The organism is Cobetia sp. MMG027, from assembly GCF_027947415.1.
In the GTDB taxonomy this organism is placed as follows: Bacteria; Pseudomonadota; Gammaproteobacteria; order Pseudomonadales; family Halomonadaceae; genus Cobetia; species Cobetia marina.
In genome coordinates, this window is the sequence record NZ_JAQJIO010000001.1 from 154872 (window position 1) to 173093 (window position 18222).

The 18222-nt window shown below is 62.7% G+C and carries 16 protein-coding genes; 12 read left to right on the forward strand and 4 right to left on the reverse strand.

What is annotated here, in order from left to right; all coding sequences use genetic code 11:
- Positions 1-284: 284 nt before the first annotated feature.
- The 12 genes from hflK (at position 285) to PJK54_RS00705 (ending at position 13670) form a co-directional block, all read left to right on the forward strand.
- On the forward strand, positions 285-1517 hold the full coding sequence (gene hflK / locus PJK54_RS00650) for an FtsH protease activity modulator HflK (protein WP_077372495.1): 1233 nt from the start codon (positions 285-287) through the stop codon (positions 1515-1517).
- Positions 1514-2395 (forward strand): protease modulator HflC, encoded by an 882-nt coding sequence (hflC, locus tag PJK54_RS00655; protein ID WP_077372498.1) that lies wholly within the window; start codon positions 1514-1516, stop codon positions 2393-2395. Before hflK ends, hflC begins: the two co-directional genes overlap by 4 nt.
- A 400-nt stretch (positions 2396-2795) precedes the next feature.
- Positions 2796-3980, forward strand: coding sequence for an ATP phosphoribosyltransferase regulatory subunit (locus PJK54_RS00660; RefSeq protein WP_077372501.1), 1185 nt, complete (start codon positions 2796-2798; stop codon positions 3978-3980).
- Between the two features lie 134 nt (positions 3981-4114).
- Complete coding sequence (locus PJK54_RS00665) at positions 4115-5410, forward strand: adenylosuccinate synthase (RefSeq protein WP_077372504.1); 1296 nt, start codon at positions 4115-4117, stop codon at positions 5408-5410.
- Between the two features lie 325 nt (positions 5411-5735).
- Complete coding sequence (locus PJK54_RS00670; RefSeq protein ID WP_191236738.1) at positions 5736-6266, forward strand: SUF system Fe-S cluster assembly regulator; 531 nt, start codon at positions 5736-5738, stop codon at positions 6264-6266.
- Positions 6267-6391: 125 nt separating this feature from the next.
- A complete protein-coding gene (gene sufB / locus PJK54_RS00675) occupies positions 6392-7834 on the forward strand; it encodes a Fe-S cluster assembly protein SufB (protein ID WP_077372510.1) in 1443 nt (480 codons plus the stop codon).
- Between the two features lie 75 nt (positions 7835-7909).
- The gene (gene sufC / locus PJK54_RS00680; RefSeq protein WP_077372513.1) at positions 7910-8659 is read left to right on the forward strand and encodes a Fe-S cluster assembly ATPase SufC; all 750 of its coding nucleotides are present in this window, start codon (positions 7910-7912) and stop codon (positions 8657-8659) included.
- A complete protein-coding gene (gene sufD / locus PJK54_RS00685; RefSeq protein WP_176493011.1) occupies positions 8659-10071 on the forward strand; it encodes a Fe-S cluster assembly protein SufD in 1413 nt (470 codons plus the stop codon). Before sufC ends, sufD begins: the two co-directional genes overlap by 1 nt.
- Positions 10068-11312, forward strand: a complete 1245-nt coding sequence (locus PJK54_RS00690; RefSeq protein ID WP_077372519.1) for a cysteine desulfurase — start codon at positions 10068-10070, stop codon at positions 11310-11312. The genes sufD and PJK54_RS00690 overlap by 4 nt, the downstream gene beginning before the upstream one ends.
- A gap of 165 nt (positions 11313-11477) precedes the next feature.
- Positions 11478-12053: a putative Fe-S cluster assembly protein SufT gene (gene sufT, locus PJK54_RS00695; RefSeq protein WP_077372522.1), complete on the forward strand. Its 576-nt coding sequence runs from the start codon at positions 11478-11480 to the stop codon at positions 12051-12053.
- A 166-nt stretch (positions 12054-12219) separates the two neighbouring features.
- The gene (locus tag PJK54_RS00700; protein ID WP_136938173.1) at positions 12220-12825 is read left to right on the forward strand and encodes a YceI family protein; all 606 of its coding nucleotides are present in this window, start codon (positions 12220-12222) and stop codon (positions 12823-12825) included.
- A gap of 218 nt (positions 12826-13043) precedes the next feature.
- Entirely contained in the window at positions 13044-13670 is a 627-nt protein-coding gene (locus PJK54_RS00705) for a SanA/YdcF family protein (protein ID WP_271302127.1), read from the forward strand.
- A gap of 111 nt (positions 13671-13781) precedes the next feature.
- On the opposite strand, the gene PJK54_RS00710 is transcribed toward PJK54_RS00705, so the two are convergent.
- From PJK54_RS00710 to PJK54_RS00725, 4 genes are all read right to left on the reverse strand, one after another.
- Positions 13782-14240: a hypothetical protein gene (locus PJK54_RS00710; RefSeq protein ID WP_077372529.1), complete on the reverse strand. Its 459-nt coding sequence runs from the start codon at positions 14238-14240 to the stop codon at positions 13782-13784.
- Positions 14241-14451: 211 nt separating this feature from the next.
- The gene (gene rimK / locus PJK54_RS00715; RefSeq protein ID WP_271301968.1) at positions 14452-15360 is read right to left on the reverse strand and encodes a 30S ribosomal protein S6--L-glutamate ligase; all 909 of its coding nucleotides are present in this window, start codon (positions 15358-15360) and stop codon (positions 14452-14454) included.
- Positions 15361-15511: 151 nt separating this feature from the next.
- Positions 15512-16021 (reverse strand): ATP-dependent zinc protease family protein, encoded by a 510-nt coding sequence (locus PJK54_RS00720; protein ID WP_271301969.1) that lies wholly within the window; start codon positions 16019-16021, stop codon positions 15512-15514.
- Between the two features lie 539 nt (positions 16022-16560).
- Positions 16561-17679, reverse strand: a complete 1119-nt coding sequence (locus tag PJK54_RS00725; protein WP_136938171.1) for a DUF3549 family protein — start codon at positions 17677-17679, stop codon at positions 16561-16563.
- Positions 17680-18222: the final 543 nt, after the last annotated feature.

Here is an 18222-nt window from a genome sequence, read left to right on the forward strand (position 1 = left end):
AGTGATTGCGTCATCTGGCATCTGCAGGTACCTGATGCAGATGCCCTTGCACGGATAGTGACGTGCAGCGAGCAACAGGCATTCGACGTGAAGGGATTGTCGGATGCCGCCTGGCAGAGGATGGTTGTCAGGCAGGGCCATGGCCTTCTCCCGCAAGGGGCGCGCCGCCGTGTCATAGCAAAGAACCGGTCATCAATTGCCGGGGACGATTCCCGGCAACGAAAGCCGGCATGGGCGGCGTCATCATAATGACGAGCGGAACATCGACTGAGTGGAGACGACGTATGGCTTGGAATGAGCCGGGTGGCGGCAACCAGCATGACCCCTGGAGTGGCGGTGGCCGCAACGGGGACAAGAAAGGGGGTGGAGGCAACGGCGGTGGCAACGGTGGACCGCCCGACCTCGACGAAGCGCTGAAGAAGTTCCAGGACAAGCTCAACGGCATGCTGGGCAACGGCCGCAAGCGTCGTGGCGGCAGCGGGGGCGGCAACGGCGGCAGTGGTGGCAGCACCAATGCCTTTGCCCTGCCGGGCATCATCGGGGTGGTGCTGGTCGCCATCTGGGCGGCTTCCGGTTTCTATCTGGTCGATCAGTCCGAACGTGGCGTGGTGCTTCGCTTCGGCAAGTACAACGACATCGTCGGCCCGGGTCTGCACTGGAATCCGCCGATCATCGATGACGTGCGCGAGATCAACGTCACCAAGGTGCGCTCGCTCTCCCAGACCAAGTCGATGCTGACGCAGGACGAGAACATCGTCGAAGTGCAGATGTCCGTCCAGTATCAGGTATCCAACCCGCGTGACTTCCTGCTCAACGTGCGTGCTCCCGAGGTCAGCCTCGAGAACGCCATGGACTCTGCATTGCGTCATGAAGTCGGCAGCGCCGACATGAACGACATCCTGACCTCCGGGCGTGAGCTGCTGGCCAGCAACGTCAAGTCGCGTCTGCAGTCCTACCTGGACAACTATGGCGTGGGTCTGACATTGCAGACCATCAACGTCGAGTCCACGTCGGCGCCGGCAGCGGTCCAGGATTCCTTCGATGACGTCATCAAGGCTCGTGAGGATCGTCAGCGCACGATCAACCAGGCATTGGCCTACGAGAACTCGATTCTCCCGGCGGCTCAAGGTCAGGCGCAGCGCATCATCGAGGAAGCCGAAGGGTACAAGGAGTCGGTGGTGGCCAAGTCCCAGGGTGAGGCCAATCGCTTCACTTCCCTGCTGACCGAGTACCAGAAGGCACCGGAGATCATCCGCGAGCGCATGTACCTAGAGACCATGGGGGAAGTGCTCGGCAAGACCAACAAGGTGCTGGTGGATGTCGAGAACGGCAACTCCCTCATGTACCTGCCGTTGGACAAGCTGGCTGGCAAGTCCAATGCCACGTCCGAGGATGCCAGTGGCATGAGTCGCAGTGAGTTGGATCGCGTGTCCCGACAGGCGAGCGACGCTCTCGGCCGCAGCAGCCAGAGCAGCAATGACAGCAGCAACAGCATTCGTCGGGAGGGTCGTCAATGATCAACAATCGCTCACTGATGGCCGTGGCGGGTCTGGCCGTCGTTGCCTGGTTCGCCAGCAACAGCCTCTACACGATCGATGAGACCCAGCGCGCCATCAAGCTCAAGTTTGGTGAGGTGGTGGAAGACAACATCCAGCCGGGCCTGCATTTCAAGTTGCCGGTCTACAACACGATTCGTACCTTCGATACGCGCGTGTTGACACTGGATGCCCAGGCGAGCCGTTATCTGACCCGCGAGAAGAAGGCGGTCATCGTCGACTCCTTCGTCAAGTGGAAGATCATCGACCCCAAGCGCTACTACGAGGCGACGTCCGGTGATGAGCAGATGGCAGAGCGTCTGATCGCGCCGCGTGTCGACGAGAGTCTGCGTAACGAGTTCGGCAAGCTCGAGCTGGTGCAGATCATCTCCGAACAGCGTGATGCGCTGATGAAGAAGCCCACCGAAGAGCTCGACGCGGTGATGCGCAAGGAGCTGGGGGTGTCGATTCTCGATATCCGCGTCAAGCGCATCGACCTGCCGGACGAAGTCTCTCAGGCGGTCTATGAGCGCATGAAGACCGAGCGTCAGCGTGAGGCACGTGAATATCGTGCCCAGGGTCAGGAGCAGGCCGAGAAGATCCAGGCCAATGCGGACCGCCGTCGTTCGGTACTGCTTGCACAGGCTGAAGAGCAGGCGCAGACCCTGCGTGGTGAGGGGGACGCATCAGCGGCCGCCATCTACGCTGCGGCCTACGGGGCGGATCTGGAGTTCTTCCGCTTCTATCGCTCGCTGCAGGCCTATCGCGACAGCTTCAAGGGTGATGGCAACATGATGGTCATCCAGCCGGATAGCGAATTCTTCCGCTTCTTCAAGGATTCGCAGGGCGGCTCTCAGTAACGGCTGACCGTCCGCATCGTCATCAGGCGAATAGATGACGATGCCGCGGATGAACCCCGCACGAAGTCTCGTGTGGGGTTCATCCCGAAAGGATTCATGCTAGACTCCTGCAACCGGGCACCGCCCGGTTTTTTTGTGGCCGTTTTTCCTCTATCGACGACGTTCCCACGAAGTCCCGATGGGCCCCGGACAGGCGCTGTCAGCGTGGCAGTCCTTGCTCGCGAAGCCGCCTCAAGGCGCGGTTCGAGCCTGTCTCACGCCGTGTTTCAAGGGCGTTGCCGTCGAGTGTCCAGCGTGTTGCGCGGGTGTTTCGTCACTGAGTTGCAGCGGCATGTCCCTGCACTGACGGCACGCGCGATACGCGCCACTCCTTGTCAAAAATTTCTCGCAGGATAGCGCAATGACCATCGCAGATCGCTGGCTCCTCCCGGATGGCATGGATGAGGTACTGCCGCCTCAGGCAACCCGTATGGAGGCGCTGCGCCGCGCGCTGCTCGACCTCTATCATCGCTTCGGCTATGACCTGGTGCTGCCGCCTCCCGTCGAATTTCTTGATTCCCTGCTGACCGGTACCGGTACCGAGCTTGACCTTCAGACCTTCAAGCTGACAGATCAGATGACCGGGCGCATGATGGGAGCCAGTGCCGATGTCACCCCGCAGGTGGCACGCATGGATGCCCACTCCCTGCATCGTGAAGGGCCGGTGCGTCTGTGCTACTGCGCCAACGTGCTGCGTACCAAGGCGGACAAGCATCAGGGCGGACGCAGCCCGGTGCAGGTCGGTGCCGAGCTGTTCGGTCATGCTGGCCTTGAGGCCGACCACGAGATCCTGCACCTGGCACTGACCAGCCTCGAGCAGGCCGGTGCTGGCGAGCTGCACCTGGCGCTGGGGCACATCGGCATCTATCGTGCCTTGATCGCCGAAGCCGGCATGAGCGACGAGCACGAGCGCGAGCTGTTCGCCGCCATCGAACGCAAGCAGTATTCCGCTCTCGATGCATTGATCGATCGCGTGGTGGGTGACAAGGTGGTGGCGGGCATGCTCAAGACCCTGCCGCACCTGCACGGGGATGAAGAGATTCTTGCCCAGGCCCGGACCGCCTTTGCCGGCGCGCCCGCTGCCGTCGCCGGCGCACTGGATCAGCTTGCCGCCCTCAGTCAGGTCGTGCGTGAGCGTCACCCGCAGGTCACGTTGTACTTCGATCTCGCCGAACTGCGCGGTTATGAATATCACACCGGCATGGTGTTCGCGGCCTATGTGCCGGGCTACGGTCAGGCGCTGGCCAAGGGCGGGCGCTACGACGATACTGGGCGTGCCTTCGGACGTGCGCGTCCGGCCACCGGCTTCTCGATGGACCTGAAGCAGCTGGCGTCGCTCGCCGTGCAGCCTCCGGCCTGCGATGGCATCTGGGCACCGGCGCTCAATGACAGCGCGCTGCGAGAGTGTGTCGATCAGCTGCGCGCCGACGGCGAGCGTGTCATCGCCGCGCTGCCGGGCCAGACCACCGGTGCCGATGCGCACCGTTGCAACCGCGAGCTTGTCCAGGTCGATGGCGCCTGGCAGGTCGTGACGCTGCAGTCGTGATCCGCTGACGGCCATGCGTGCCAGCCAGCAGAACAGCAGGGGCCAACAGGTCCCGAGGTGCAGCTGCCCTTGAGGTGGCTGCACTTGTGAGTGGGTTTTCACCGACGGTTATTCACCGAAAGAGACTAGGAATCATGGGCAAGAATGTAGTCGTGCTCGGCACCCAATGGGGTGATGAAGGCAAGGGCAAGGTCGTTGACCTGCTGACCGAATCCGCCAGCGCCGTCGTGCGCTTCCAGGGTGGCCACAACGCCGGCCATACACTGGTGCTGGATGGCAAGAAGACCGTTCTTCACCTGATCCCGTCCGGTATCCTGCACCCGGGCAAGACCTGCGTCATCGGCAATGGCGTCGTGCTGTCTCCGGAAGCGCTGATCAAGGAGATCCGTGAGCTGGAAGCCAATGACGTGCCGGTACGTGACCGTCTGCGTCTGTCGCCGGCTTGCCCGCTGATCCTGTCCTATCACGTGCGCCTGGATCAGGCGCGCGAGAAGGCGCGTGGTGTCGCCAAGATCGGCACCACGGGTCGTGGCATCGGGCCGGCCTACGAAGACAAGGTCGCGCGTCGTGGTCTGCGTCTGGGTGACATGCTCCACCGTGAGCGTTTCGCCTCCAAGCTGGGCGAAGTGCTGGACTACCACAACTTCGTGCTGCAGCACTATCACGGTGAAGCGCCGGTCGACTTCCAGCAGGTGCTGGACGAAGCCATGGAAATGGCCGAAGAGCTGCGTCCGATGGTCTGCGACACCGTGGACCTGGTCCACTCCGTGCGCAAGGCCAACGAGAACATCCTCTTCGAGGGTGCTCAGGGCTCACTGCTCGACATCGACCACGGTACCTACCCGTACGTCACCAGCTCCAACACCACTGCCGGCGGCACCGCCACCGGTTCCGGTGTCGGCCCGCTGTATCTCGACTACGTGCTGGGCATCACCAAGGCCTACACCACCCGTGTCGGTTCCGGCCCGTTCCCGACCGAGCTGTTCGATGAGTTCGGCCGTCACCTGGCCGAGCGTGGCCACGAATTCGGTGCTACCACCGGTCGTGCGCGTCGTTGTGGCTGGTTCGATGCCGTCGCCCTGCGTCACGCCGTGCAGATCAACTCGGTCAGCGGCATCTGCCTGACCAAGCTGGACGTGCTGGATGGTCTCGAGAACATCCGGGTCTGCATCGGCTATCGCAGCAAGGATGGCGACGTGCTGGACAACCCGGTGGATTCCGAAGGCTATGAAGCCATCGAGCCGCTCTACCAGGACCTGCCGGGCTGGAGCGACTCCACCATCGGCGTGCGTGAAGTCGAGAAGCTGCCGGCCAATGCCCGTGCCTACATCAGCTTCCTGGAAGAGCAGGTCGGCGTGCCGATCGACATCATCTCCACCGGCCCGGATCGCAACGAGACCATCGTGCTGCGCAATCCGTTCCACGACTGATCATGACCACGTCGCTCTCCTGAGCGGCGCGTGATGTCGAGATGATTCAAGACCAAGACACCCCGTCGGGATTTCCCGGCGGGGTGTCTTGCGTTCCAAGGCTGGCAGCAGAAGGGCTTGTACAGTCTTGAGAGTGGCAGGGTGGGGTGGTCAGTAGGAATTTTAAATGGGAATGATTGTTATTTTTGTTGTGATCGGCGGCTATCTTGTCGGCAAACTGGTTGCCCAGGCCGCAATTTGGCGTTTTCGCTGAGTGCTTGGCTTCACATCGTTCTGATACAGGACTAAAATGGTCCCCAATTGATAACCCCGCAGTGGAGGCAAGATGCTGAAGCTTTCCAGAATGACCGATTATGCCGCCGTGGTGATGGCGCGCATCGCTCGCGAGCCGGAGTCGGCCCATGCAGCGATCGATCTCGCGGAAAGCGTTCAGTTGCCGCATCCCACCGTCAGCAAGACCTTGAAGGCGCTGGTACGCGCCGGATTGCTGGAGTCACGTCGTGGGGCGCAGGGGGGCTACCGTCTGGCGCGACCCGCCAGTGACATCACGGCCAGTGACATCATCAGCGCCATCGAAGGTCCGGTGGCCGTCACGGAATGCAGCCACGCCGATGGCGATTGCGAGCTGGTCAACACCTGTGGCGTGGCCGACAACTGGCAGAGAGTCTCGCGCGCCATCGGTGAACTGCTGGGCAGCGTGACGCTGGCACATCTGGCATCCACCACACCGCTGCGGATGCCGATCCAGTTGCCCATTCAGGCCGTCAGTCTCTACAGCGATGAAGAGGCTGCCGGGGGAGCCCCCGACAAGGACAGCAGTGCAGGAAGCGCCGTCAACGGCATGTCCGGGCGCTGAATGCTCAGCCCCACGGTTGCGGGCCAGGCTTCAGAAATATTCGAATATTCGAGCTTCGCCGCAGTTGAGGCGGGGTGATCAGGAATCTGAACAGACCCGGAGCTTCTCCGGGAGAGGAGACCAGCATGGCGAGCCAGGAGATGGAGCAGCTTGTACAGCGAGAGTACAAGCAGGGCTTCGTGACCGACATCGAGAGCGACACCATTCCGCCGGGACTGGATGAGAGCGTGATTCGCTTCATCTCGGCCAAGAAGGGTGAGCCGGAGTGGATGCTGGAGTGGCGTCTGGATGCCTATCATCAGTGGCTGAAGATGAAGGCGCCGTCCTGGGCACACCTGGATTACCCCGAGATCGACTACCAGGCGATTTCCTATTTCAGCGCCCCGAAGAAGCCGGAAGATCGTCCGCAGAGTCTGGATGAGGTGGACCCCAAGCTGCTGGAGACCTACGAGAAGCTGGGTATCCCGCTGCACGAGCGTGCCGCGCTGGCTGGCGTGGCGGTGGATGCGGTATTCGACTCCGTATCGGTGACCACCACCTTCAAGAAGGAACTGTCCGAGGCGGGCGTGATCTTCTGCTCCATCTCGGAAGCCATCCAGGACTACCCGGAGCTGATCAAGCAGTATCTGGGGACCGTCGTGCCCAAGGCAGACAACTACTTCACCGCGCTGAACGCGGCCGTCTTCACCGATGGCTCCTTCGTGTTCGTGCCGGAAGGCGTGACCTGCCCGATGGAGCTTTCCACCTACTTCCGCATCAACGCCGCCAACACCGGCCAGTTCGAGCGCACCCTGATCATCTGCGAGAAGCAGGCTCAGGTCTCGTATCTGGAAGGCTGCACCGCACCGCAGCGTGATGAGAACCAGCTGCACGCCGCCGTGGTCGAGCTGGTCGCGCTGGAAGATGCCTACATCAAGTACTCCACCGTCCAGAACTGGTATCCGGGTGATGAAGACGGCAAGGGTGGCATCTACAACTTCGTCACCAAGCGCGCCGATTGCCGCGGTGATCGTTCCAAGGTGTCCTGGACCCAGGTCGAGACCGGCTCCGCGATCACCTGGAAGTACCCGTCATGCATCCTGCGTGGCAAGGACAGTGTCGGGGAGTTCTACTCCGTCGCCGTCACCAATGGTCGCCAGCAGGCGGACACCGGTACCAAGATGATCCACATCGGTGAGGGCACCAAGTCCACCATCGTCTCCAAGGGCATCTCGGCCGGCAACTCCGAGCAGTCCTATCGTGGCCTGGTCAAGATCGGTCCACGGGCCAAGGGCGCGCGCAATTTCACCCAGTGTGACTCGCTGTTGATCGGCGATCGCTGTGGTGCGCACACCTTCCCGTATCAGGAGATCGGCAACGCCACCGCTACCGTCGAGCACGAGGCGACGACGTCCAAGATCGGCGAGGATCAGCTGTTCTACTGCCGTCAGCGCGGCATCAGCGAGGAAGATGCGGTCAACATGATCGTCAACGGTTTCTGCAAGGACGTCTTCCAGGAGCTGCCGATGGAGTTCGCCGTCGAGGCCGAGGCGCTGCTCAACGTCACCCTCGAAGGCGCCGTCGGCTAACGCCACAGCCTGTTTCGCATTCATCCCCATTCTTGAGGGCCGCTTGCGGGCGGCCTGTCAGCCAAAGGTATCATCATGCTCGTAGTCAAAGATCTGCACGTCTCGGTGGAAGGCAAGGAAATCCTCAAGGGGCTCGACCTGACCATCAACAAGGGTGAAGTCCACGCCATCATGGGGCCGAACGGTGCGGGCAAGTCCACGCTGTCTTCCGTGATCGCCGGCAAGGACGGTTATGAAGTGACCTCGGGCACCATCACCTATGAAGGCGAGGACGTGCTGGAGATGGAAGTCGAGGAGCGCGCGCGTGCCGGCCTGCTGCTGGGCTTCCAGTACCCGGTGGAGATCCCGGGGGTCAAGAATGTCTACCTGCTCAAGGCGGCGCTGAACGCCAAGCGTGAAGCCGAAGGCCTGGGCGAGATTCCGGCCCCGGAATTCATGAAGCTGATCCGCGAGAAGCTTGCCTTCATGCAGATGGATGCCAGCTTCCTGCAGCGTGCGGTGAACGAGGGCTTCTCCGGTGGCGAGAAGAAGCGCAACGAGATCCTGCAGATGCTGGTGCTGGAACCGAAGCTCGCCATGCTCGACGAGATCGACTCCGGTCTCGACATCGATGCGTTGAAGATCGTCGCCAAGGGCGTCAATTCCCTGCGCAACGAGAACCGCGCCGTACTAATGGTCACGCACTACCAGCGTCTGCTCGAGCACATCGTGCCGGACCACATCCACGTGCTGATGGATGGCCGCATCGTCAAGTCCGGCGACAAGTCGCTGGCCCTCGAACTCGAAGCCCAGGGCTATGACTGGCTGCAGGAGGAAACCGCGTAATGACAGCACTTGCTACCGCGTCCGTCCCCGGCAGCGAAGCCTTCGCCAGCGAATTCGCCGCGCGCAAGGCTCGCTTCGCGGCTGACCCGAGCTGGATGGCGGCGCGCCGTCAGGCCGGCATCGCCCGCTTTGAAGCGCTGGGTCTGCCGACTCGCAAGGTCGAGGCCTGGAAGTACACCGACACCCAGGCGCTGGGTCGCCAGCAATACCGTCTCGCCGACGATGCCCATCTCTCGGCGGCGGTGAAGGACGAGCTGGCGCTCGCCGTCGATGCTTACCGCCTGGTGTTCGTCGATGGTCTCTACAACGCCGAGCTTTCCGATGTGGCAGGTCTGCCCGACACCGTGCGTGTCGTGCCGCTGTCCCAGGCCATCATCGATCAGCCGGAAGTGATCGGCGGCTCGCTGAATCGCCTGACCGGTATCGACTTCACGCCCTTCGTGGCGCTGAACTCTGCCTTCACCGAAGAGGGTGCGGTGATTCAGGTCGGCCCGCGGACGGTGCTCGACAAGCCGGTCTATGCGCTGTTCCTGTCGCGCGCCGCCGTCGAAGGCGAGCCCGTGACCATGAGCCATCCGCGCCTGCTGGTGCAGTTGGGCAGCCGTGCCGAAGCCAGCGTGATCGAGCATCACATCGGCGAGACCGGCGCGACCAACTTCACCAACATGGTCAGCGAAGTGATGCTGGAGCGCGGCGCCGTGCTCAATCACTACAAGCTGGGTGAGGCCGCCACCGGCGAGACGCATATCGCCTCACTGCAGGTCGAGCAGCCGCGTGACAGCCAGTACCGCTCCATCAACCTGAATACCGGTGGTGGTCTGGTACGCAACGACATCGTCTGCGATCTCAACGGCAGCAATGCCCATGCGCGCCTCGATGGCCTGTTCTTCGGTCGTGATCGCCAGCACGTGGATACCCACTCGCTGGTCAATCACAACGAGGCTCTGACCTTCTCGGATGAGAACTACAAGGGCATCCTGGCCGACCGCGCACGTGGCGTCTTCAATGGCCGCGTGCTGGTCAAGCGTGACAGTCAGAAGATCGAGGCGCATCAGAACAACGCCAACCTGCTGCTGTCGGACCGCGCCGAGATCAATACCAAGCCGGAACTCGAGATCTACGCCGACGACGTCAAGTGCTCCCACGGCACCACGACCGGCCAGCTCGACGAGACGGCTGTCTTCGCACTGCGCGCGCGTGGCATCGATGAGCAGACGGCACGCGGCCTGCTGACCCTGGCCTTCGCCAATGAGGTCATGTCCGGTCTGGGCATCGACGCCATCGCCGAGCGTATCGAGCGCAGCGTCGCGGGTCGCCTGCCGTCACGCTTCCACCTCGATGAGCTGGTGGATCTGAGTGTCGAGCTGGGCGGCGGGGCCGTGGCAGTGGCGCGTGATGAGGACTTCGCATGAGCGCACTCGACAATCTGATGCTCGATGTCGTGCGGGTCCGCGAGGATTTCCCGATCCTCGAGCGTCGCGTGCATGGTGACGTGCCGCTGATCTATCTTGACAGCGCCGCCACCAGCCAGACGCCGACTGCCGTCATCGACGCGATGAGCGATTATTACCGCAACACCAATGCCAATATCCACCGTGGCCTGCACAGCCTGGCGGACGAGGCGACGGCCGCTTACGAAGGGACGCGCGAGAAGGTACGTGCCTTCATCAATGCGCGCCTGACGCGTGAAGTCATCTTCACGCGCGGCACCACCGAGGCGATCAACCTGGTCGCCAACAGCTGGGGTGCCAACTGGCTGAATGCCGGTGATGAAGTGCTGATCTCGGTGATGGAGCATCACGCCAACATCGTGCCCTGGCAGATGCTGGCGGAACGCCTGGATATCGTCATCAAGGTGATTCCGTGTGACGACGATGGCGTGCTCGACATGGCGGCCTACCGTGACCTGCTGGGCGAGAAGACGCGCCTGGTCTGCGTCAATCAGGTCTCCAACGCCCTGGGCAGCATCAACCCGGTGGCCGAGATGGCCAGGCTGGCGCATGCTCACGACGCGCTGATTCTGGTCGATGGCGCCCAGGCGGTGCCGCATCAGCAGGTCGATGTTCGCGAGATCGACGCCGACTTCTATGTCTTCTCGGGCCACAAGATGTATGGCCCGACCGGCATCGGCGTGCTCTACGGCAAGGAAGCGCTGCTCGATGCCATGCCACCGTGGCAGGGCGGCGGCGAGATGATCCGCACGGTCTCGTTCGAGAACGGCACCCTGTTCGCGGATCTGCCGCACAAGTTCGAGGCTGGCACGCCGCCCATCGCCGAGGTCATCGGGCTGGGCAAGGCCATCGACTGGCTGGACTGCACCCACATGGCGCTGATCACGCGCTGGGAGCAGCAGCTGATGCGCCATGCCACCGAGCGCATGCGCGAAGTGGACGGGCTGCGCATCATCGGCAACTCGCCCGACAAGGCCGGCGCGATCTCCTTCGTGGTCGACGGTGCCCACGCCCAGGACATCGGTCTGCTGATCGATCAGCTGGGGGTGGCCATCCGGACCGGTCATCACTGCGCTCAGCCGGTGCTGCGACGTTTCGGTGTCGATGCCACCTGTCGCGCCTCCTTCGCGGCCTACAACACGCCGGAGGAGATCGACCTGTTCGTCGAGGCTCTGCAGCGCGTGCTGACCATGGTGCGCTGAGCATCCCCTGCGGTGGCCCTGACGGGCGCTGATCAATGAGGCTCGCGCATGGCGGGCCTCATTGCTATCGGCGCTTGCCAGGGGATGTTGTGACCCGCACATCCTGAGTGAACCCACAGTATTCTTGATCCGCATGGCTGTCATGCGGTTCGGCAAGGAGAGGGCATGAGCCACACTGAAGACCAGCTGGCCAGCCTCGGCAAGGGCCAGAAGATGCCGTTGCAGCGTGACGTGGAAGGTATCTCGGTACCCTTCGGCAAGTCGGTGACCCTGCATGAGGACTCGGTGGTCGAAGTCATGCAGGCCAAGGGCGGCACCGTCAGCGTGGCGTACGAAGGCCGCATGTACCTGATCGAGAGCTTCAGCCTCGATGCACTGGGACTGGACGCCGTGCCGCGCCCGCATCTGCCGGCCGGGCAGAGCGACGCCGAGATAGAGGCCTTCGTCTGGGCGCAGCTGCGCACCTGTTTCGACCCCGAGATCCCGGTGGACATCGTCGAGCTCGGGCTGGTCTATGGCTGTCGTATCGACACCCTGATCAGCGGCGAGAAGATGGTCAATCTGAAGATGACGTTGACGGCACCGGGCTGCGGCATGGGCAACGTGATCGCCGAGGATGCCAAGCGCAAGATCCTGGGCGCGGAGGATGTCTCCAAGGTTCACGTCGAGATCGTGTTCTCGCCCCCCTGGTCGCGGGAGATGATGAGTGAAGAGGCGCGCCTTGAACTTGGCATGTTCTGACGCTGCGTGTCGCTCGGGCGCAATCGCGCAACGGGCGGCACGGCCGTCTTGACGGAACCTCTCGCACCAATCGCTTTCCAAGCCGTGCCAAGGACTGCACCATGGCGCCGTCGTTGCGTCATGTGGCGTCGAAGATCGTGATTCTCTGCCAGCAAGGAATATCCCAATGCGCTACCCGACAGCCTTACGTGTCCTGACCGCCAGCCTGATCATGAGTACTGCCGTCAGTGCACAGGCGTCATGGACACTGGACAGCGATGCCTCGCAACTGAATTTCCAGTCCACCAAGATGAGCAAGGACGGTGCCAGCACCGTCGAGCAGCACGCCTTCGATTCCTGGCGTGCTCGCGTCAATGATGCGGGCCAGTTGTCGGTCGAGATCGACCTGGACTCCGCCGATACCGGTATCGAGATCCGTGATCAGCGTGTCAGCGAGAAACTCTTCGAGGCCGGTGACTATCCCCTGGCCGTGCTGACCGCGTCACTGGACATGCCGACGCTCAAGGTCATGGAGCCGGGCGATACCCAGCATGTCAGCCTGGAAGGGCAGCTGACGCTGCATGACAGCACCCAGACCCTGCCGGTGAGCCTGCAGGTGACACGTCTGCAGGGGGAGCGCTGGCTGGTGCAGACGGACGCGCCGGTGATGGTCGATGCCAGCCAGTTCTCGCTGGTGGATGGCATCCGTACCCTGCGTGACCTGGCGGGACTGGGCAACATCGCGACCCAGGTGCCGGTCAGCGTCAAGGCGATCATGACGCAGGAAGAGTGAGCCGACAGGCGTCTGCCCTGACCCCGTGGCTTCGAGCCTGCAGGCGTCATCTCGCTGGTGCTGCGTGCATGGCTTGGGTAGGCTGGGCGCTCATGCTTGCATGATGCAGTGAATGGCGATATTCGGTAGTGACAGGCAAGGATGGGTGCGGGGAGCAGATGCGACGAGTGATCAAGCGGGCCGTGATGGCCATGATTGGCCTGTTGGTCGTGAGCCTGATGATAGTGGTCGGGCTCAATCTGTGGGTCGTGATGTCGACCCGTGATCGCATCGCGTCTTCCCCGTTGACCTGCGAAAGCCGTGAAGTGGGGATCGTCTTCGGGACCTCCCATGGCCTGGTAGGCGGAGGACGCAACCCGCACTATCAGGCTCGTCTCGACACCGCAGCCCAGCTCTACCGGCTGCATCGAGTGAGCAACCTGCTGCTGTCAGGGGACAATCGTACGCGTTATTACAATGAGCCGATGACCATGTGGCGTGACCTGCGTGATCGCAATGTGCCACAGCAGTTCATGACGCTGGATTACGCCGGATTCTCGACCTTCGATACGCTGGTGCGTGCGCACAAGGTCTTCGGTGTCGATCAGGCGGTGCTGGTCACGCAGCCCTGGCATCTGCCACGGGCACTGTTCATCGCTGACGTGCTGGGGGTGGATGCCGTCGGCTGTCCGGCGGTTTCCGAGCGTCGGCCCGCGGGGCTGCGGCTGATGCTGCGCGAATGGCTGGCGCGTGCCGCCACGGTGGGGGATCTTTACCTGTGGGGCCGCAAGCCGCGTTTCCTGGGGCCGGCGGAGCGACTGCCGACACCGGTATTGCCAGCCGTACCGGCCGTGTCAGGCAGTTGACGACAGCGGCTCAGCGTACCGGCCGGCCAACACGAAAAGCCCCCGTCTTCCGATAGGAAGCGGGGGCTTTTCGTGTCTGCTCGAGGCTTTTTCCGCTGAGCGGGCCCGAGGTCAGCCGGCGCGGCGGCGTGCCGCGATGCCGGTCTGGTGACGATAGAGCTCGCGAATCAATTGGCGGCAGTTGTGGAAGCACGCTTCCAGCACCTTCTCCATGCTGTCCGGGAGAGGATGCGTGAAGGCCGTCGAGCAGGCCTGCATCAGCACGCGCTCCTGTTCGAGCAGTTCGTTGATCAGAACCTGATTGTCGTTGCTGACGATGCTCTTCAGGCGACTCCACAGCCACATGTAGTCATCACGCTCGACATCAGCGTCTCGCGGCATCAGGCTCAGATGCTTGCGCGTCTCGACTTCCAGCGCCTGCTTGAGCTCCACGCGCCGAGCATAGAAGGGTTCAAAGGCCTTCAGCAGCCCGGGACGCAGCCGTTCGGCGTTGTCCTCGAAATAATCAAGACTGTCTGCCAGGGCTTCCTGGACGCTATCCATCGCCACCTGGCGATTGTCGAGAAACATGGGCGGTCACCTCCTCCGTCAGGAGAGATTGTGCGGGTGAAAACAGTGTTTTTCTACCCCTGATGTGCAGAAAGTCCTGATATTTCTTCCCGTAGCGTCAATCCACTCATTTTACGACAGTTCGATGACGTTATCGTGACGTCCGACAGTGTCACGGCTGTCCGTGATCAGCGTCATGTCTCCCAGAATGCTCTGGCAAGCCGGCGGCATCTCACCCCTTGGGCTTGGGCGGGATCTTCTTGGCGGGTGCGGCGGACTTGGCGATGTGGTCGATGATCATCCCTGCGATGTCCTTGCCGGTTGCCGTTTCAATGCCCTGCAGACCCGGTGAGGAGTTCACTTCCATGATCACCGGGCCATGGTTGGCGCGCAGCAGGTCGACACCGGCGACGGCCAGGCCCATGGCCTTGGCGGCGCGGATGGCGGTGGAGCGCTCTTCCGGCGTGATGCGAATCTCGCTGGCCGTGCCGCCACGGTGCAGGTTGGAGCGAAACTCGCCATCGGCGGCCTGGCGCTTCATGGAGGCGACCACCTTGTCACCTACCACCAGGCAGCGGATGTCGGCGCCGCGCGCCTCCTTGATGTATTCCTGCACCATGATGTTGGCTTTCATGCCCATGAAGGCCTGGATCACGCTCTCGGCGGCCTGGTTGGTTTCGGCGAGCACCACGCCGATGCCCTGAGTGCCTTCCAGCAGCTTGATGACCAGCGGCGCGCCCTTGACCATGGTGATCAGGTCGGGGATGTCATCGGGGGAGTGAGCGAAGCCGGTGACCGGCAGGCCCAGTCCCTTGCGCGACAGCAGCTGCAGCGAGCGCAGCTTGTCACGCGAGCGCGCGATGGCCACGGAGTCGTTGACCACGTAGGTACCCATCATCTCGAACTGGCGCAGTACCGCACAGCCATAGAAGGTGACGGAGGCGCCGATGCGCGGCACCACGGCGTCGAAATGCTCGATCTCGGCACCCTTGTAATGGATGGAGGGGCGGTGCGAGGCGATGTTCATGTAGCAGCGCAGCGTGTCCACGACGCGTGCGGTATGCCCGCGGGCTTCGGCTGCCTCGATCAGGCGGCGAGTGGAGTAGAGGCGGGAATTGCGCGACAGGATACCGATATGCATGAAATCCTCCAGAGCCGAAAGGGCCGTCAGGAATGAGAAGGTGGCGAAAGGATGAAAGAGGTGCGTCAGGAGGCGTCTTGCGCGAGCGCCGCGAAGGCGGCGTGCCCGTTCGAGTCATGCCGGGGGCGAGTCTTGCGCAATGTGAAGGTCGTCAGGGCTCGCCATGCAGATAGGCGGCACCCGGTGCCACCAGCAGGCGACGCAGTGCACGGCGCCCCAGCAGGATGGGGTGGCGCATCTGGGAGCGATCGACCAGTGTCATGTCGATGTCGTAGTCGAGCCCGGCGAGCTGCATGCGGGAGCGAATCACGTAGCGCCACTGTGCCTGACCGTTGGAAGACCTGACCCGACGCCGGTCGTGGACCCGTGTCTCGACATCATGGGGCGGAGAATCACTGCCGCCACTGCGCGTGATGAAGCGTACCCACAGGTCTTCATCCTTCTCGAAGACCTCGATGTTCTCTGCGTGCAGTGCGCTCGAGTGCGCGCCAGTGTCGATCTTGGCGTTGAGGTGCAGATGCAGCTCCGGCAGCTCGATCAGTTCACGCCGCCCGACGACGGCTCGCGGCCGAAAGCCGAGCAGATCGTGGTTCAGGAATCTGAGATCCAGAGGCGGTGCCTTGTGAGCGTGATGACGAGCAGGGGTCTTGGAATGCGGCATGTTTCATCCTGAATCAGAGGGCATGACCTGGCCTGGAGGTCGGGTCACGGCATGAAAGGCACCGTGGTGATCGCAATGGCGCGTGGCAGACAGCGGGATTGCGACCAGACGGGCGCGCAGCATAGTCACTTACCGTATCAGCAGCAATCCTTGTTGGCATATCTTTGGCTGCGAGCAGCGCCGCTCCCGTGCCTGGCGCCTTGCAGAGCGCTTTCACCGGGCAGTTCTCGCGCACGATGATCAGGCCTCTCCCAAGTGTCGTGGGTTATGCGCATGATCTCAAGGACTGTGATGCTCACCTGTCGCTTGCGCTGGCGTCCACCGGGCAAGGTGCTGGGCCTAGAGCTAGGCATAGGGCTGGGCCTGGGGCCGAACGAGGTACGTGGCGCAGTGCCGGGCACGAGCCGAGAGGAGAGATTGGCCAGGACGGGCCGGCAGGGGATTGGCCATCAGGACCGGCGAGGGCGGCGGGTCCTGATGGCAGGGCTGGCTCAGTGGCTCAGTAATTCAGAGGCTCTGAGGCTCAGTAATTCAGAGGCTCAGTGGCGTTGCGTCGGCGCCACCGTCCGGCCGGTGAGCGACGCCAGGGCGAGCCCCAGGGCGCTGTCGGGTTCGGCGTTGCGCAGCGTCATCAGTACCGGCAGACGCAGACGCGGAATCAGCGCCAGATCACGGGCGAGAGCCTGGAAGCTGGCCTGCGGGCAGTTGGCCAGTCGCACGAGGAAGGTCGGCAGGCGCTCGGCATCTTCCAGATGGGCATAACCGCGTGCGGCGATCGCGACCAGCACATCCACGCTGGCGGCGCTCTCGTCCGCCAATAGCGTATCCAGCCATTCGGCGGCCGCTGGCAGGGGGCTGGCAGCCGCTGCACGCAGGCAGGCGCACAGGGTTTCCAGGTCTCCCAGCTCCCGTGCCGTCCGACCGCGGCGAATCAGACTGTCGAGCAGCTCCGCCTCCAGACTGTCCGTCAGCGGACTGGCCAGCTGCGGATGGGCCGGGGGAGCCTGCTCCAGGCACAGGGCGAGCGCGCGCAGCGGCGTGTCGGGAAGATAGCCGATCCGTTCGATCATCGCCTCGGCAAGTTCATTGGTGAACTCACCGCGACGCGTCAGTCCATCGGCGATGCCCTGCAGGCCAACGCTGGGCCAGTCATCAAGGGGCAGTTGCGCGGCGAGATAGCGTTCCGCCTGTTCGTAGTACTGACTGGCAGGGCGATCACAGTCGATGCTGGCGCGGGCATGCAGCATGGCGCGCAGGCTGTCATCTGGAGTGAAGGCCAGGGGATTGTCCTGCATCAGGTTGTCGATCTTGCCTGCCTCGGCCTGCAACAGGTCAGAACGACCGACGCTCAGTGCCGTCTGGCCGAGTGTGGTCAGCAGGCGTTCGAGGAATGCATCTCGTTGCGGCGGAGAAAGCCGGCCTTCTTCATCCAGCGGCAGGGCCAGAAACCACACCAGTGGATCGTCGATGCCGGCGGGTCGGAAGACGCACGCCAGCCGGGCCTGTCCCTTGAAAGGTTGCGACCACGGCTGTTGCTGGGTCTCGAAGGCTTCCAGCTCTTCAAGGCTCAAGGGGGACAGGATGCGCCCCAGGTGATAGAGGTGCACGTCAGCACCGGTGCGCTGGAAGAAGTTGCTCAGGGAGGAGAGTGGAGTCATGAGGCTCACCGCTGCGGTTGGGCTCCCCGGACGCAGTACGCGTCCGGGACGACCTGAGATTGGGCGTGATATCGGCAAGGATACGCCAAGAATGGCTGAGACTTTAGCGATTCGCCTCTTGGCATGCCACCCGCGAAGGCTATCGCGCATTGTCGCAACACCTTGATTGCAGAAAGATTGCCGGCTATGGGGCCTTTGGGAGACGTCCTGGTGACTCGCTGATGAAAATTTGATCAATTTTCTCCTGCCCAGGTCTGGCGCGGCTTGCAGCGAGGAAGCACAAGGTTATCCACAGTATCGTCCACGGAAGACGTGAATAACTGTCATCCTGATGACCTCAGGCTGTCATCGTTAGCCGCTACCCGGTGGCGTGCTCTTGAGAGGGCACACTCAATCCGAGTGGCAGCGGCCGTTGCGCCCGCCGGGACGCCTCGGCGCATGGCTGGTCAGCAGGGGCAGGCATGCTAGAATCTCATCATTGCTCGCGCATGTAGCGTTATTCCTTTTCGTTCTTACCAAAGTGGAGGAAATGTTTGGGAATGC

Coding starts and splice junctions, on each gene's coding strand:
- hflK (WP_077372495.1), top strand. CDS start 285: ATGGCTTGGAATGAGCCGGGTGGCGGCAACCAGCATGACCCCTGGAGT.
- hflC (WP_077372498.1), top strand. CDS start 1,514: ATGATCAACAATCGCTCACTGATGGCCGTGGCGGGTCTGGCCGTCGTT.
- PJK54_RS00660 (WP_077372501.1), top strand. CDS start 2,796: ATGACCATCGCAGATCGCTGGCTCCTCCCGGATGGCATGGATGAGGTA.
- PJK54_RS00665 (WP_077372504.1), top strand. CDS start 4,115: ATGGGCAAGAATGTAGTCGTGCTCGGCACCCAATGGGGTGATGAAGGC.
- PJK54_RS00670 (WP_191236738.1), top strand. CDS start 5,736: ATGCTGAAGCTTTCCAGAATGACCGATTATGCCGCCGTGGTGATGGCG.
- sufB (WP_077372510.1), top strand. CDS start 6,392: ATGGCGAGCCAGGAGATGGAGCAGCTTGTACAGCGAGAGTACAAGCAG.
- sufC (WP_077372513.1), top strand. CDS start 7,910: ATGCTCGTAGTCAAAGATCTGCACGTCTCGGTGGAAGGCAAGGAAATC.
- sufD (WP_176493011.1), top strand. CDS start 8,659: ATGACAGCACTTGCTACCGCGTCCGTCCCCGGCAGCGAAGCCTTCGCC.
- PJK54_RS00690 (WP_077372519.1), top strand. CDS start 10,068: ATGAGCGCACTCGACAATCTGATGCTCGATGTCGTGCGGGTCCGCGAG.
- sufT (WP_077372522.1), top strand. CDS start 11,478: ATGAGCCACACTGAAGACCAGCTGGCCAGCCTCGGCAAGGGCCAGAAG.
- PJK54_RS00700 (WP_136938173.1), top strand. CDS start 12,220: ATGCGCTACCCGACAGCCTTACGTGTCCTGACCGCCAGCCTGATCATG.
- PJK54_RS00705 (WP_271302127.1), top strand. CDS start 13,044: ATGATAGTGGTCGGGCTCAATCTGTGGGTCGTGATGTCGACCCGTGAT.
- PJK54_RS00710 (WP_077372529.1), bottom strand. CDS start 14,240: ATGTTTCTCGACAATCGCCAGGTGGCGATGGATAGCGTCCAGGAAGCC.
- rimK (WP_271301968.1), bottom strand. CDS start 15,360: ATGCATATCGGTATCCTGTCGCGCAATTCCCGCCTCTACTCCACTCGC.
- PJK54_RS00720 (WP_271301969.1), bottom strand. CDS start 16,021: ATGCCGCATTCCAAGACCCCTGCTCGTCATCACGCTCACAAGGCACCG.
- PJK54_RS00725 (WP_136938171.1), bottom strand. CDS start 17,679: ATGACTCCACTCTCCTCCCTGAGCAACTTCTTCCAGCGCACCGGTGCT.